The organism is Sphingobacterium sp. UBA7631 (genome assembly GCF_002483935.1).
GTDB lineage: Bacteria > Bacteroidota > Bacteroidia > Sphingobacteriales > Sphingobacteriaceae > Sphingobacterium > Sphingobacterium multivorum.
In genome coordinates this window covers 459,752-473,366 of the sequence record NZ_DLIX01000010.1, presented here as the reverse complement: position 1 = coordinate 473,366, position 13,615 = coordinate 459,752, and the positions used below count along the sequence as shown (strand labels likewise).

General features: G+C 40.8%; 12 protein-coding genes. 2 read left to right on the top strand and 10 right to left on the bottom strand.

Going from position 1 to position 13,615, the window contains the following annotated elements:
• Nucleotides 1-55 precede the first annotated feature (55 nt).
• The 7 genes from B3P16_RS18405 to eat all read right to left on the bottom strand — a co-directional run bounded on the left by B3P16_RS18405 (nucleotide 56) and on the right by eat (nucleotide 7,493).
• Complete coding sequence (locus B3P16_RS18405) at nucleotides 56-757, bottom strand: HAD family hydrolase (RefSeq protein WP_286767204.1); 702 nt, start codon at nucleotides 755-757, stop codon at nucleotides 56-58.
• A gap of 26 nt (nucleotides 758-783) precedes the next feature.
• On the bottom strand, nucleotides 784-1,272 hold the full coding sequence (locus tag B3P16_RS18400; RefSeq protein WP_286843825.1) for an NUDIX hydrolase: 489 nt from the start codon (nucleotides 1,270-1,272) through the stop codon (nucleotides 784-786).
• A gap of 267 nt (nucleotides 1,273-1,539) precedes the next feature.
• Nucleotides 1,540-2,919 carry an aldehyde dehydrogenase family protein gene (locus B3P16_RS18395; RefSeq protein WP_286843824.1) on the bottom strand — a complete coding sequence of 460 codons (1,380 nt, stop codon included), beginning with the start codon at nucleotides 2,917-2,919 and terminating at the stop codon, nucleotides 1,540-1,542.
• A complete protein-coding gene (locus B3P16_RS18390) occupies nucleotides 2,897-3,673 on the bottom strand; it encodes a gamma-glutamyl-gamma-aminobutyrate hydrolase family protein (protein WP_286843822.1) in 777 nt (258 codons plus the stop codon). Before B3P16_RS18390 ends, B3P16_RS18395 begins: the two co-directional genes overlap by 23 nt.
• On the bottom strand, nucleotides 3,648-4,805 hold the full coding sequence (locus tag B3P16_RS18385) for an iron-containing alcohol dehydrogenase (protein ID WP_286802036.1): 1,158 nt from the start codon (nucleotides 4,803-4,805) through the stop codon (nucleotides 3,648-3,650). Before B3P16_RS18385 ends, B3P16_RS18390 begins: the two co-directional genes overlap by 26 nt.
• A gap of 7 nt (nucleotides 4,806-4,812) precedes the next feature.
• Nucleotides 4,813-6,174, bottom strand: a complete 1,362-nt coding sequence (locus B3P16_RS18380) for a glutamine synthetase family protein (RefSeq protein WP_156167603.1) — start codon at nucleotides 6,172-6,174, stop codon at nucleotides 4,813-4,815.
• A complete protein-coding gene (gene eat, locus B3P16_RS18375) occupies nucleotides 6,171-7,493 on the bottom strand; it encodes an ethanolamine permease (protein WP_115048706.1) in 1,323 nt (440 codons plus the stop codon). Before eat ends, B3P16_RS18380 begins: the two co-directional genes overlap by 4 nt.
• A 193-nt stretch (nucleotides 7,494-7,686) precedes the next feature.
• Here eat and B3P16_RS18370 point away from each other — a divergent pair, with 193 nt between their 5' ends.
• A complete protein-coding gene (locus B3P16_RS18370; protein ID WP_070564088.1) occupies nucleotides 7,687-8,151 on the top strand; it encodes an Lrp/AsnC family transcriptional regulator in 465 nt (154 codons plus the stop codon).
• A gap of 152 nt (nucleotides 8,152-8,303) precedes the next feature.
• Here B3P16_RS18370 and B3P16_RS18365 read toward each other — a convergent pair whose 3' ends face one another.
• Entirely contained in the window at nucleotides 8,304-9,248 is a 945-nt protein-coding gene (locus tag B3P16_RS18365; RefSeq protein WP_112374120.1) for a pentapeptide repeat-containing protein, read from the bottom strand.
• Between the two features lie 353 nt (nucleotides 9,249-9,601).
• Here B3P16_RS18365 and B3P16_RS18360 point away from each other — a divergent pair, with 353 nt between their 5' ends.
• Entirely contained in the window at nucleotides 9,602-11,179 is a 1,578-nt protein-coding gene (locus B3P16_RS18360; RefSeq protein WP_286843817.1) for a Na+/H+ antiporter, read from the top strand.
• Between the two features lie 80 nt (nucleotides 11,180-11,259).
• Here B3P16_RS18360 and B3P16_RS18355 read toward each other — a convergent pair whose 3' ends face one another.
• Both B3P16_RS18355 and B3P16_RS18350 read right to left on the bottom strand, forming a co-directional pair.
• Nucleotides 11,260-11,526 (bottom strand): hypothetical protein, encoded by a 267-nt coding sequence (locus B3P16_RS18355; protein WP_046673356.1) that lies wholly within the window; start codon nucleotides 11,524-11,526, stop codon nucleotides 11,260-11,262.
• Nucleotides 11,527-11,565: 39 nt separating this feature from the next.
• The gene (locus B3P16_RS18350) at nucleotides 11,566-13,362 is read right to left on the bottom strand and encodes a beta-lactamase family protein (protein ID WP_286843816.1); all 1,797 of its coding nucleotides are present in this window, start codon (nucleotides 13,360-13,362) and stop codon (nucleotides 11,566-11,568) included.
• Nucleotides 13,363-13,615 lie beyond the last annotated feature (253 nt).

Sequence of the window (13,615 nt, the reverse complement as noted above, 5' to 3'; positions counted from 1 at the left end):
CTCTTTGCTGGGGAACAGTCGGTGGAAAAATGCGCATCTAGATGCGCATTTTCGATTAAAGCAGAATCGGTAGCAGTTGATCTAGACTTTCTACCTGCAGGAAATTGCTTGGTTTAACCTCATCACAAGCTTGCTCATGTGTCCAAGTCACATGGTAAGGGACATGTATTGCCTGTCCCCCCAATGCCAAAACAGGCAGAACATCGGAGTTGATTGAATTTCCGATCATGATAAAATTTTCAGCGGGGCATTCAATTTTTCTTAATAATTTTGAGTAATCGTCATTTTTCTTGTTACTCATAATTTCCACATGATGGAAGTACTTTTGGAGACCCGAATTTTTCAGCTTTCTTTCCTGATCCAAAAGATCGCCTTTTGTGGCTACGATTAGCTTATAATGTGCACTCAGCCTTACCAACGTATCTTCAACACCTTCCAATAATTCAATCGGCATCTTTAATAAATCTTGTCCAATCGCTATGATTTTGTTTATTGTCTTCAGCGATAACTGTCCTGCCGAAATACGGCTGGCAGTCTCTATCATACAAAGAATAAAGCCTTTCACACCATACCCATAGAGGGACAGGTTATTCATTTCTGTTTCAAATAATTCTTTTGATACTGCATGCTGTGGAAGATAATTTTCTAACAGTGCACAAAAATCATGTTCTGCTTTTTGAAAATATGGTTCGTTTACCCATAATGTATCATCTGCATCGAATGCGATGACTTTAATGGCAGTTTTATTGATAATCATTCTAATTTTAATTCAATTTAAGTAGTTTACTTGATCTTGATGCCATTATATTGTTCCCATAACCCGGTCAAGTTTAGGTCTGAATCATATACGGCATTAAAAGCAAACAGTTTTCCCTTAGCCACATAATCATAAATATAAAGATCGGTTAAAGGGGTCGGAATAGATTCCAGTTCGTCTGCAGCGATCCATTCGAGGTCACCCTCATTACAATAGGGGGCCTCTACATATTCGATATCGGATACATATACATAGCTGATCCAATTGTAATTGATCGGTGATGTTTCGGTTAACATGCAACAAAATTGTTTTGACGTGATATGGATCCCTGTTTCTTCCATGACTTCACGAACTACCGCATCATCCGGGTTTTCAAATGGGTCTAATTTCCCACCAACGGGAACATACATATCTTTATTGGGTTCTTTAAGGCGCTTTAGCAATAGAAACTTATCTTTATTTCTTAATATATATAGTGTGGCTACACGCTTCAAACCTGTCACTTCAGTGCTCATTTCTTTTCTGTTTGTAACAAAAATAGAAAATGTTGCGAGAGTCTTCAAGCATTTTAGCGAATTCATTCAGTCTATCTCTCATCAGTAAAGACTTGCATATCTATTGCATCGGCATAAGTCACCTTGGCGATCACTTTTCCATGAAGCGGACCCCATAATCTTTACGCACTCACTCTCATGAGGTACCGAAATTTATTTTTGAGGGAAAGCCCATTATCCAATGAACGATCGGCATAATGGGCTATATCCATAGAATTAAACATTAAATTATGCGGGTCTTAAATGATAGGCTTTAGGCTGAACAAATGCTCGTATACCTTGAGCCGATAAGGTCGAACCTAAGCCAGAATTTCGTCTTCCGGACCAAGGCACATTAGGGCTTACCCTATCACAGCAGTTCCAATACACCGTTCCTGTATCCATTTTGCTAAGGATATTCATTGCTCTATCCTGATCGGACGAAAACACCGCTGCAGTAAGGCCATAGGTCGTATCCTGCATCAACGTAATTGCCTCTTCGTCTGAAGTGACCTTTTGTATACCTATCAACGGACCAAAAGTCTCTTCACGCATAAGTAGCATGTTGTGATTACAGTGCTCAAATACTGTGGGAGCATAATAATATCCCTTACCTTCTAATACATGTCCGCCCAACCGTAGTGTTGCTCCCTTTGCAAGGGCATCTTTCACTTGATCCTCAAGGACGTCCAGCTGAGCAGCCCTCGTTAAAGGACCGATAAATGTGTCTCCAGCGCAAGGATCGCCAACCTGATAGGAAGCTACCTCCTCAATAAATGCCTCGACAAACTCATCGTATATCTGTTCTGAAACATAGATACGTTCAACCGCACAACAGCTCTGCCCATTGTTGTAGAAAGCGCCTTCGGCTGCCGACACCGCCGCCTGTTTTATGTCTTTCACATCTTCTGTTACGTATAGTGGATCCTTTCCGCCTAGCTCAAGCTGGACTGGAACTAATTTATGCGCTACGGTCCTAGCAATATGTACTCCAGTTTTATAGGATCCAGTAAAGAAATAGCCATCCAATGGCAATGATAAGATATGCTCGCCAATCCTCCCATCTCCAACAATACAGTGAAATACATCATCAGGTATACCGGCTTCATAAAGGTATTTTGCAAACTGCAATCCGGTTAGCGTAGCAAATTCAGAAGGTTTATAAAGCACGGCATTGCCCGCAACCAAGGCGTACAGAAAAACATTAAAGCCCACATTATAAGGAAAATTCCATGCAGAAATATTGGCAATTACACCAAGTGGTTCATAGCGAATATGTTCTAGTGTAGCTCCCTCATTTACAATAATTTCTTCTGAAAGCCATCTTTCAGCATTTTTTCGAAGATGCTCGATACGGTTTTGTGCTCCGTTAATTTCATTAAGCGATTGTGTGATGGGTTTGCCCGTCTCCTTGATAAGGATCTCCGCAAGTTCCTGTTTATTCGCCAAGATCAGCTCCCCAAATTGTATGATGCACGCCAAACGATCCTTCAAAGGAACGTTGGCCCATTTTTGCTGTCCCTGTTTTAGTAAGGAGAGTGTATTTTCCAATTCAACTGTTGTGGTTGAAGGCAACGTTGCTACTACAGCACCGGTTGCAGGATTTCTAATTTCTATGTTGTCTTGCATGTTCGATAAAAACATTAAGAATTAAATTTTCATCTAAAAGTATTCCCTTCTGTGTTTGGGAAAATTCGGGATGCCATTGTACACCCATCACTTTCCCGGCCGCTTCTTTGGTATAACCAAATGCTTCGATAAATCCGTCTTCCGAGCGCGCAAAGACTTCGAGATCATGGCCAAGATCTTTAATAGCCTGATGATGTACAGTGTTGACCAATGGATTGGCAACATGGCCATATAGTCTGTCGAAAAGTGTTCCTGGTTCTATATGTACGGGATGATTGATGGTGTCGTATAGACTTGCTGAACGATGTACAGCCGACTGAGGAAGCTGACTACCGATATCCTGATACATTGTGCCTCCAAAATAGACGTTCATTAACTGAAATCCCCGACAGATACCTAAGACTGGCTTATGATTTCTGATGGCATAATCCAATATCTTTAGATCATATTGATCCCGATAAGGGTCTCCTTTCCAGGGTCCGATAGGCTCTTCTCCATAATGCTGGGGTGCTATATCGCTTCCACCTTGAAGAACTATGCCATCCATCTGGTGTAAGATGTCCGCTAATAATGATTCTTCAAGATCCGGCAATAATATAGGAAGAACGCCTTTTTTAGTTATCCATCGAACCATATCATTTTCCATATAGCTCAGTGATTTGTGTCCAAAGACCGTCCTCTCGGGGTCTGGATAAAAAAAACACGCACTAATACCGATTTTTAACATATTATTTTCCTTCGTAAGCGGTTTCATAAATTGCAAGAAAATCTGCTTTGCTAACGGGCTTGGGGTTTGATGGGTGACAGAAATCTGCAAACGCCAGTTCTGATAACGGTTGCAGATGTTCCTTTTGCACGCCTATCGCAGATAATTGTGTTGGCAGTCCCAAACGTACATTGAGGTCAAACAGATAGTCTACGACCCTGTCTCCAGCATGACTGCCGAGCCCTAAAGCCATGGCCATTTTATCGAAACGATCTTCAAAACCGACATAATTAAACTGCATGCCATAGGGAAGATTTACCGCGTTGGCCAGTCCATGATGGGTATCAAGGAGCGAGGACAGCGGATGCGCTAAACTATGAACGACTCCTAAACCCTTCTGAAAAGCAACAGCTCCCATCAATGATGCCAAAAGCATTTTAGAGCGGGATGGCAAGTCTGATTCTTTCGTAGCACACTCAATAGACGTCGCCACCATGGCCATTCCTTCAAGCGCTATACCATCACACATCGGATGATACCCTTTGGCCAAATAGGCTTCCATATTGTGGGTAAGTGCGTCCATTCCCGTTGCTGCCGTAATAAACGGTGGCAGATCCATTGTAAGCAAAGGATCGGCAAATACAATTTTTGCCATCAATCTGGGACTAAATAGAATTCGTTTTTTCTTGGTTTCATCTTCTGAAATAATAGCACTACGCCCCACCTCACTCCCAGTCCCGGCGGTCGTGGGTACAGTAATCAATGGTGGTATCTCGTTGGTCACATAGATATCGCCACCGATCAGATCGTCGTAATCAAATAAATCACGATGATGATTTGCGCGCAAGGCAATTGCCCGTGCTACGTCGAGTGCTGCTCCACCGCCAACGCCAATAATTGAATCTCTATTTTGCCCTCTAAAGACATCTCCTCCCAAAAGAACATCAGATTTTATTGGATTTTTATGCAAATCATGAAAGACAATAACGTCGATCCCTTTGTTCGTCAGCTTTTGTTGGACTCCCTTAAAAAATGGCAGTTGGGCGATAGTCGGATCCGTTACCAGTAGAGGGCGATTAAGTCCATTGGTCAATAAATAGTCTGGTAGCTCATCGATCACTCCAGCACCAAAACGGATCGGTGTCGGAAAATTAAAACCGTAAATTTTTGCTGTATCCATTGTTCAGTTAAATAATTTCAAAATATCTTTTTGTTTCCCAATCTGTGACCTGCTCTGAAAATTGTCGCCATTCCCATAACCGTGATTTACAAAAATGATCGACAAACTTTTGGCCAAATAGCTCGGAGGCTATTTGCGATTGCGCCATTCGAGCGGTCGCATCGTGGAGGTTTCTTGGTAACACGCCGTGTTGCAGATCTTTATAACCATTACCGCTAGTATGTCGATTATCCAATGGCAATTTATACTTGATGCCATACAACCCGCTAGCCAAACATGCTGCTACTGCCAAATAAGGGTTCACATCTGAACCGACAACACGGTGTTCAATGCGTGTGGCCTTGGGGCCACCTTCGATGACGCGGAGTGCTGTGGTACGATTATCTATGCCCCAAGTCAGGGTTGTCGGTGCCCATGCTCCTTCAGTCAGCCTTTTATAACTGTTAACAGTGGGCGCCAATAACGGTAGAATATCAGGTAAACAATACAATTGCCCAGCAAGAAAATGCTTCATCAACTGGCTCATTCCGAGTTCATCATCTTTATCATAAAAGAGGTTGTTCTGTTTGTTGAGATCCCAAAGACTTTGATGCACATGGCCACTGCAGCCAGGTAAGTCCTTGGTCTGTTTCGCCATAAAACTCGCCGTGATATTATGTTTTTTTCCGATGTCCTTAACCGCAGATTTAAAGAGCGTAGCCCTATCCGCAGCTTCAAGAGCATCACTACATTGGATCGCAGCTTCCAGAACACCTGGCCCGGTCTCCGTATGTAGGCCCTCAAGAGGTACACCGAATCTTTCGAGCATAGCCAAAAGATCCTGAAAAAATCCGTAGTTGTCAGACATCCGTAAGATGGAATAGCCAAACATACCAGATGTTATCGGTGTCATATCTCTAAAACTATTTTGGGGAGCGGCATTATCGGCTTTCACGAAATTAAACCATTCAAATTCCTGTGAAAAAATTGGTTTAAATCCGGCAGTCTCCGCCTGTGCAATTATGTTTTTAAGGAGTGATCTTGGGCACACATTTTGGTCGCGAGAAAGCGGAGATTCAAAATCAGCTAGAAAAAAGGGAATATCTTCTTGCCAGGGAATCTGTCGAAATGTATTTCCATCAATACGCGCCGGGAAATCGCCGTATCCTGTATGCCAGCCTGTAATTTCCACATTGTCATAAACCTGATCGTTAACATCCCATCCAAACACCACCGAGCAAAACCCAAATTCATTGTCCAGTGCAGAGATAAACTTATCCCGATGCATAAATTTCCCACGGAGCACCCCGTCTATATCAGCGACGGCAACTTTAACGTGCGTACTTGTGCTTGCTGTTAATTTGGCAATAATTTCATTTTTAGTTATCATAATTTGATGGTTTTGTCCTTGTCAAGGAAGATTAGGAAATAGAGGTATGATAAGATGACAAGCCCAAAGAATAATAGAGCTGTCAAGGGGTTATAATATATCATTGCAATGAGACACACGACAGCAATAATAAATGCAATTGCCGGAAACAGCGGATACAATGGAACTTTGAATGGGCGTTCCAAATCGGGTTCCTTTTTTCGCAAGGCAAAAAATGACCACATGGATATTATATAAAGACAGATTGCCCCAAAACATGCGATGGTAATAATACCTGCGGTCTTTCCGGTCAATAATGCTATGATGCCAATAGCCATATTGATTAAGAGTGCATTGGCCGGAGTCTTAAATCGTTGATGTACTTTTCCAAGAATCGACGGTGCATACCCCACTCTCCCAAATTCGAAGGTAGCTCTGCCACCAGCGAGAATGATACCATGAAATGAGGCTATAAGACCCAAAAGACCAACGCCTATAAGTAGTTTATAGAGAATATGGCGATTGTCAATGACATGTGCAATGGCAAGTGGCAATGGTGAATCGGAGGGTTCAGTGCTTCCGACAGGATAAACAACAGCCTCCCAGCCGCCGACACCCACCGCCGACAAAAATGTAATGATACAAAGCACAACTAAAGTTACGATGGCCGATCCAAAGCCGATTAATACATTTTTCTGTGGATTGATCGTTTCCTCAGCAACATTCGCTACACCTTCAATAGCGAGAAAAAACCAGATGGCAAACGGAATAGCTGCAAAAATACCCGAGAAGCCATTGGGCAATGCGTTGTGCTCAAGGTTGGAAAATTCGAAAGCCGGAAATGTAACACCGGCAAATATTAGTAATTCGATAACCGCAAGAACAGTTACGACCAATTCAAATGATGCAGCGAGCTTTACGCCCAGTATATTCATTGAAGTGAAAATCACATAGGCCCCAATGGCAAAAATAAGATAGTCAACCGAAGGATGCAATAAATGTAGATAAGCACCTATAGCAGCAGCAATGGCAGGCGGAGCAAAAACAAACTCGATATTTTGTGCAATACCGGCGACAAATCCCAAATGCTTGCCCAATCCTCGATTGGCATATTCAAAGGCTCCGCCAGCCTTAGGGATCGCACACGCCATCTCTGTATAGCTGAAGGTAAATGTAAGGTACATGATAATAACGAACACTGTAGCAATGGCCAATCCCAATGTGCCGCCTTCTGCCAAACCGAGATTCCATCCAAAATACATTCCCGAGATAACATAGCCTACACCCAATCCCCATAACATAACCGGACCAAGGACTTTTTTTAATTGAGGCTCACTCATAATTTTATTTAGGTTGGTAAATTGATAGTAATTAATTAATTTAAATTTACTACATATAGTTTAAATGATAGTATTATATATCTGTAATTATGGCTATTTTAGTAAAATAATATGGTGGTATTTTATTTACTAGTGTTTACGATCTAACCTACAGTCATAGATATAGTTTTTTTAGATTTAATTTACTACGATAATGAAATTGGATGAGAAAGACCTCATGCTTCTGGACCTTTTGCAACAGGATGCGAACATAAGTAACAAGGAAATAGCTGACCGTGTTAATTTATCCATGACTCCCGTTTACGAACGTATTAAGAAGTTAATGGCAACCTCCGTTCTCAAACAGAAAGTCTTTCTGCTGGACAGAAGAAAACTTGATCTTAATCTAATGGTCCTTGTATCCATTAGTATGGAAAAACATTCCAATGAAAGTGCCTTGTTATTTATGGAGGAGATACAAAAATTTCCAGAAGTAGTCGAGTGTTTCCACGTAACGGGTGCATTTGACTATCAAATAAAGGTGATGGTTAGGGATGTTGATCACTATCATGAATTCAATTTTAATAAACTGGCAACAATCAAGGGAATCAGACATATGGAAAGTTATTTTGTCATGAAAGAAATCGTGAATACAACCCGTCTCCCAATCTTTCTTTGATAATTAGTTTAGCATATTTTAGCTTTACTATGCTGCGCTGACGACTCTCCTAATTTAATTTCCCGGAATTGATGGATTTCATTGGTATGGCACCTACACTTAGGCAATGGTTCATACTTGCAGAACCATGCCTTCTATTTGTATCGTGTTGTTTATAAGAGCACAATATTCTCAAGCGATACGCCTACTCCCTTAAGAGCTGCGTAGGTTAATTTGTCCATTGAGGCCCCGTCAAAATCGATTGTTTTAATACTCTTATAATATTTATTGGTAAGCGCAAACGTGGGCCGAAAGGAAACATTTCTAAGAATAACCCCTCTAAATGAACTGTTTGCTAGGTCTGCATTATCGAATTTTACGTCGACAAATACTTGCCCATCAAAGCTTATGCCTTTCATATCACAGGACTTAAAGCAAACACCATTGAACTCACAGTGTTCAAAAATGGTTTTTCTGAGATCCGACGCCGTAAATTTGACATCTGTCAGCTTTATACTATTAAATCTAGCATTGTTCAACTCCGACGCATAAAATTCTGTACGTGCGAGAACGGTCTTGTTGAAATTTGCGTTCGTCATATTACTAGCAGAAAATGTACAGTCCGTAAGGTTCGACGAATCAAAATTAGCATCGCGGATATCACTTCCTTTAAAAATGCTTGCCGTGAAATCTGCTGTACTGAAGTCTGTGCCACGCAGCTCACTTCCGAGAAATTTTCTCTTTGGCGCATTTACGCCAGAAAAATCAGTTTCGGCTAGCGTGTTACCGCTAAAATCTGTCAGTAGCGGCTTTTGTCCCGTATCAGAAAATTTTGCCTCTTCCAGAGAATTTCCTTTCGTGTCATCTAAAGTGCCAATGACCACCTTTTGACTTGCTACGCTATCTCCTAATTTCGAATTTTCGGCGAAGTAGTTTAGATCGACTGCGAATATTTCCGCAAGTCTATGTAGTGTTAAAAAGTCTGGTAAAGACTCTCCCCGCTCCCATTTTCCAACTGCTTGGGGGCTGACGAATAAAAGTTCAGCAAGCTGTGCTTGCGACATATTTCGCTCTTTCCGCACTTTGGCAATATTATTACCTAATGTTTTGTTATCCATAATTATTGTTTATTGATGATGTTCAACTTTACAAATATATTGAGGCTAATCTGTAATTATCGCGAAAAGGGAAATACCTCTAGTTGTAATTATGCTACTTATCGTTGTATTCGAACAGCTTCGGGTTGTTATTCCTAGAGTATTGTCCTATACTGTTATTGAAACTATATTTTAAGTAAAACTTCTCAAAGACGGGCCTTTCTTTATAATAATGCCATCCCATATTTTAGATCGTGGGTTATGAGAAAGACAAACTTTAACTAATTTAGGAAGATCTACCACCATGAATACCGCCAAGCTAGTTTAAATATTTCTAGAAATTTGATCTATATTTATATACCTAAAATTTACATATGTTAGAGAATTTTGAGTTTTACCTTTTTTTAGTCCTACTAATTACGATGTTGATCATGCTGGCGAGAAAAATTCAGGTTGCATACCCTGTTTTACTCGTATTAGCGGGACTTGTAATAAGTTTTATCCCGGGAGTTCCCCCTATAAAGATAGAACCCGAATTGATATTCATTATTTTTTTACCGCCGCTCCTCTACGAGGCAGCTTGGTCAACTTCCTGGAAAGAACTCTGGCGATGGCGCCGGATTATCTTCAGCTTTGCCTTTGTTGTGGTCTTTTTTACAGCATTGTCCGTTGCCGTTTTTGCCAACTATTTTATCCCGGGATTCTCCTTAGCTCTCGGTTTTCTATTGGGTGGAATAGTTTCCCCTCCTGATGCGGTTAGTGCCGGTGCAATTTTAAAATTCGTGAAGGTACCCAAAAGGCTGGCGTCCATATTGGAAGGTGAAAGTTTGTTGAATGATGCTTCCTCACTAATAATTTTTCGCTTTGCAATGATTGCTGCTGCTACTGGGCAGTATGTATGGTACCAAGCGGCCGGGAGCTTTATTTGGATGTGTATTGGCGGAGTGGGAATCGGACTTACAATTGCCTATGTTTTTCTGAAAATGCATAAACTTTTACCAACCGATTCCAATACAGACATATTGCTAACTTTTATTGCACCTTTCTCGATGTATTTGATCGCAGAACAACTTCATTCTTCTGGGGTTCTTGCGGTTGTCAGTGGCGGCTTATTTCTCTCGTATCGTAGTCACGATTTTTTGAGCAGTGCATCTCGAATCCGGACAGTAACCGTATGGGAAAGCTTTTGCTTTCTGCTGAATGGCATTGTCTTTATGCTTATCGGATTAGATTTACCGGAAATTGTATCTGGATTGGGTGATACCAATATCTCCACTGCTATTGGCTATGGCGTCGCCGTTACAATAGTCCTTATTCTTGTACGAATTTTTGCAGGGTATGCTGCAGTAATTACGACCTTGATCATGAGAAATTTTATAACGGTTGCAGACGCTCAATCGCCCGGTTGGCAAACGCCAATGATTATCGGATGGACTGGAATGCGTGGCGTCGTTTCTTTGGCAGCAGCGCTATCTATCCCATTAACTTTGGCCGACGGAACTCCTTTTCCTCAAAGGAATCTCATTCTTTTCATCACATTTGTTGTGATTCTGTTAACCTTACTTGTTCAAGGGTTGACCCTCCCTTTTATCTTGAGGAAAATCAAATTAGTAGATAGAGATTTTGTAAGAAGTGAAAAGGAGATCGATTATGAAATTCAGAATAGATTGGCTCAAGTCGCCGTTGACAAGATTCGTAATGATTACGCGGACAAAGTTGAAAGTTTTCCGACCTTAAAGGATCAACTACAGAAGTATGAAAATCAATTGCGGAGCTCCGAGATTATCATTAATTATGCCGAATACCGTAAAATCTATATCGATATCCTTGAAACACAGCGAATTTGGCTTATCAATAAAAACCGCGAAGAACTTTTATTGGACGAAGAGATCATCCGCAAACACCTTCGTTTGTTAGATCTTCAGGAAGAAAGGTTGAATATGAGAAGCTAATTTATCCCTAGCTCAGCCTACTGCCGTACATTAATGATCGACAATGCAGATTGAATTGTCGATCATAAATAACTAATTTATTAGTCTTCATCCAAATAAATGTCGTGAACAACAAAACGAATAGATTTGCTAAACACCAACATATCCGCTACATCTTCAGAATCTATGGCATAGAGTGTTTCTACCCCACCTTCATCCAAAAGTTCGGAATCTGGTATAAGTTCAAAAAAAGTGATTCCTTCAACAATGGATAATTCTTCTACTTTAACATATGATACATCCTGGCTCTTCCAAAGTGAGAGAATTTCTTTGGAAAACAATCGATAATTATTAGCTTGATTTGACATGCTCGCAAATTAACAAAAATATGGCTCATTATATTTGTGTTATAACGTTTCTAAAATCTTACTTACTCTTTCGTTTTTAGGATTAATTTCGCGAACTTTTTGATAGTTCTTCTTGGCACTATCTATTTGTCCAGATTTCAGGTAGGCTTCCGCTAAACTATCATAAACATTTTCACTTTTAGGATATAGCACCGTATTCACCTTAAATATGTCAATAGCTTGGTTTATTTTATGCTGTTTGAGCAATTCATAACCTGCACCGTTCAGGAAACCTTCTGAAAGCAACTCATCGTCACTATCCTGTTCTTTTGCTTTTTGAAAAGCTTTTAATCCATCCTCGAAATTTCCTTCTAAAATAAGCTCTAGTGGAGTCCGGTCATTTGCATTGACTTTCGGATTTTTGGAATAAATCTTTTTATCACGCAAAACCTGTACAAGCTCATATTGACCGCTTTCGGTATCCTTTGAAAATACTACGTTCACGTTTCGATCTCGCATAACAAAAGTATTTGCCGACACTTTAACCAACTCTACAGGCTTGTCTAGATTTTGGACTGACATAAGCTTGCCACTCTGACTATAGACCCTTATAACACCGTATTTGCCAGATCGATAACGTCCACTATTGACATTCAGTTCTTGAGAACTGAGCGGCAAAATTTTATTTATTGGGGCCAGGTAATTGGGCCATTGATAGGTTAATGCAACCGCTCGGACAAGTTCGTTGATAAATTCAGGTTTGTTTGTATTTGTAAGAATAACTACGCCATCACCGCTTGTTTTATTTCCAACAAAATAGGAGCTAAAGCCTTCGTTCCATCCACCATGGCAAAAATAAGATGAACCGTCGTAATCTTCCAGAAAGACACCTAATCCTATAATAGGTTCAATATAGGGGCTTGTGAATTCTTCGGCCATCTTCTTGGAAATAATAGTACTACTTTTGCCATTTAAGGTCCGTTGAATATCGATCACGAATCTAGCGTAATCTTCTGCTGTTGACCACAAGCCAGCAGCCGCCTGCTCTGGGTAGACATGATATCTTCCTTCGACTTTTTTACCATCTACAGTATAAGCCGTCGCCGCAAATTGTTTTTTCAACTCAGGAAGAGGCTGGGCAAAAGTGCTATTTTTCATACCCAAAGGTGAGAGTACCTTTTCTTCCATTATGCTACTATAATCTTTCCCTTCAATATCAACGAGCATCTGTTGAAGTACGGTATAGCCACCGCCTGAATACCGAAAATTTAAGCCAGGAAGTTTATCAACATACACCATAGGTGTATTAGCAGGCTTTAGACCACTCAGTACTTCTACCGCTGTAGGAATTGGGTCTGTTGTCCGATAGCCCGGGAACCCACTTACGGTAAGTCCGGCAGTGTGGCTAATGATATTTTTGAGTGTAACAGTTTTCGCTCTGGTCCAATTATTTTCGGGTATTTTCCAGGATTTCAGGTATAAATTCACATCGGCATTGGATGCCAACTTGCCAAGCTCCACTTCCTTCAATGCAGCGTATGCACTTACGGGCTTGCTCATGGACGCCACCTGAAATAAGGTGTTTGACCTAACTGGTGTTTTCGAATCGAGATCGGCAAAACCATACGTTTTGCTCCATAATATTTCAGCGTTTTTTATCACGGCGATGCTTACACCTGGAACCTGATAAAATTCCATGCGCGATTTAATATTCCAGGCCGGCTCACCCTCAAAACGAACAGGCGGTATGAGACTGGATTCGACATGAGAAATCTCCTTTATTTTTTGAGGGGTCGTTTGAGCAAATGCGGTTGACACTAGTATCGCAAAAATTCCAGTAATTGGTGAAGCTTTCATTTTATTTATGATCGTTTAAATGGTGATACGAAGCGCCTCTCCTATCTCTTGCTGGCTTCTTTGTAATTCTTCATTGACAGCTGATGCCAATTTTATTGCCAAAACCATAAGTCACTGTAAAACAATGCTATGAAATAGTATTCCAAAATAAATTGATCGTATTCGNNCGAATACGATCAATTTATTTTTACTAAGCGGTATCTCGCTTTTCTAACATCATCAGCTGTCAGCCCCATAGCATGTTCGCATACAG

Excerpts from the sequence above, each read along its gene's own strand:
- B3P16_RS18405 (WP_286767204.1), bottom strand. The coding sequence starts at position 757 with ATGATTATCAATAAAACTGCCATTAAAGTCATCGCATTCGATGCAGAT.
- B3P16_RS18400 (WP_286843825.1), bottom strand. The coding sequence starts at position 1,272 with ATGAGCACTGAAGTGACAGGTTTGAAGCGTGTAGCCACACTATATATA.
- B3P16_RS18395 (WP_286843824.1), bottom strand. The coding sequence starts at position 2,919 with ATGCAAGACAACATAGAAATTAGAAATCCTGCAACCGGTGCTGTAGTA.
- B3P16_RS18390 (WP_286843822.1), bottom strand. The coding sequence starts at position 3,673 with ATGAAACCGCTTACGAAGGAAAATAATATGTTAAAAATCGGTATTAGT.
- B3P16_RS18385 (WP_286802036.1), bottom strand. The coding sequence starts at position 4,805 with ATGGATACAGCAAAAATTTACGGTTTTAATTTTCCGACACCGATCCGT.
- B3P16_RS18380 (WP_156167603.1), bottom strand. The coding sequence starts at position 6,174 with ATGATAACTAAAAATGAAATTATTGCCAAATTAACAGCAAGCACAAGT.
- eat (WP_115048706.1), bottom strand. The coding sequence starts at position 7,493 with ATGAGTGAGCCTCAATTAAAAAAAGTCCTTGGTCCGGTTATGTTATGG.
- B3P16_RS18370 (WP_070564088.1), top strand. The coding sequence starts at position 7,687 with ATGAAATTGGATGAGAAAGACCTCATGCTTCTGGACCTTTTGCAACAG.
- B3P16_RS18365 (WP_112374120.1), bottom strand. The coding sequence starts at position 9,248 with ATGGATAACAAAACATTAGGTAATAATATTGCCAAAGTGCGGAAAGAG.
- B3P16_RS18360 (WP_286843817.1), top strand. The coding sequence starts at position 9,602 with ATGTTAGAGAATTTTGAGTTTTACCTTTTTTTAGTCCTACTAATTACG.
- B3P16_RS18355 (WP_046673356.1), bottom strand. The coding sequence starts at position 11,526 with ATGTCAAATCAAGCTAATAATTATCGATTGTTTTCCAAAGAAATTCTC.
- B3P16_RS18350 (WP_286843816.1), bottom strand. The coding sequence starts at position 13,362 with ATGAAAGCTTCACCAATTACTGGAATTTTTGCGATACTAGTGTCAACC.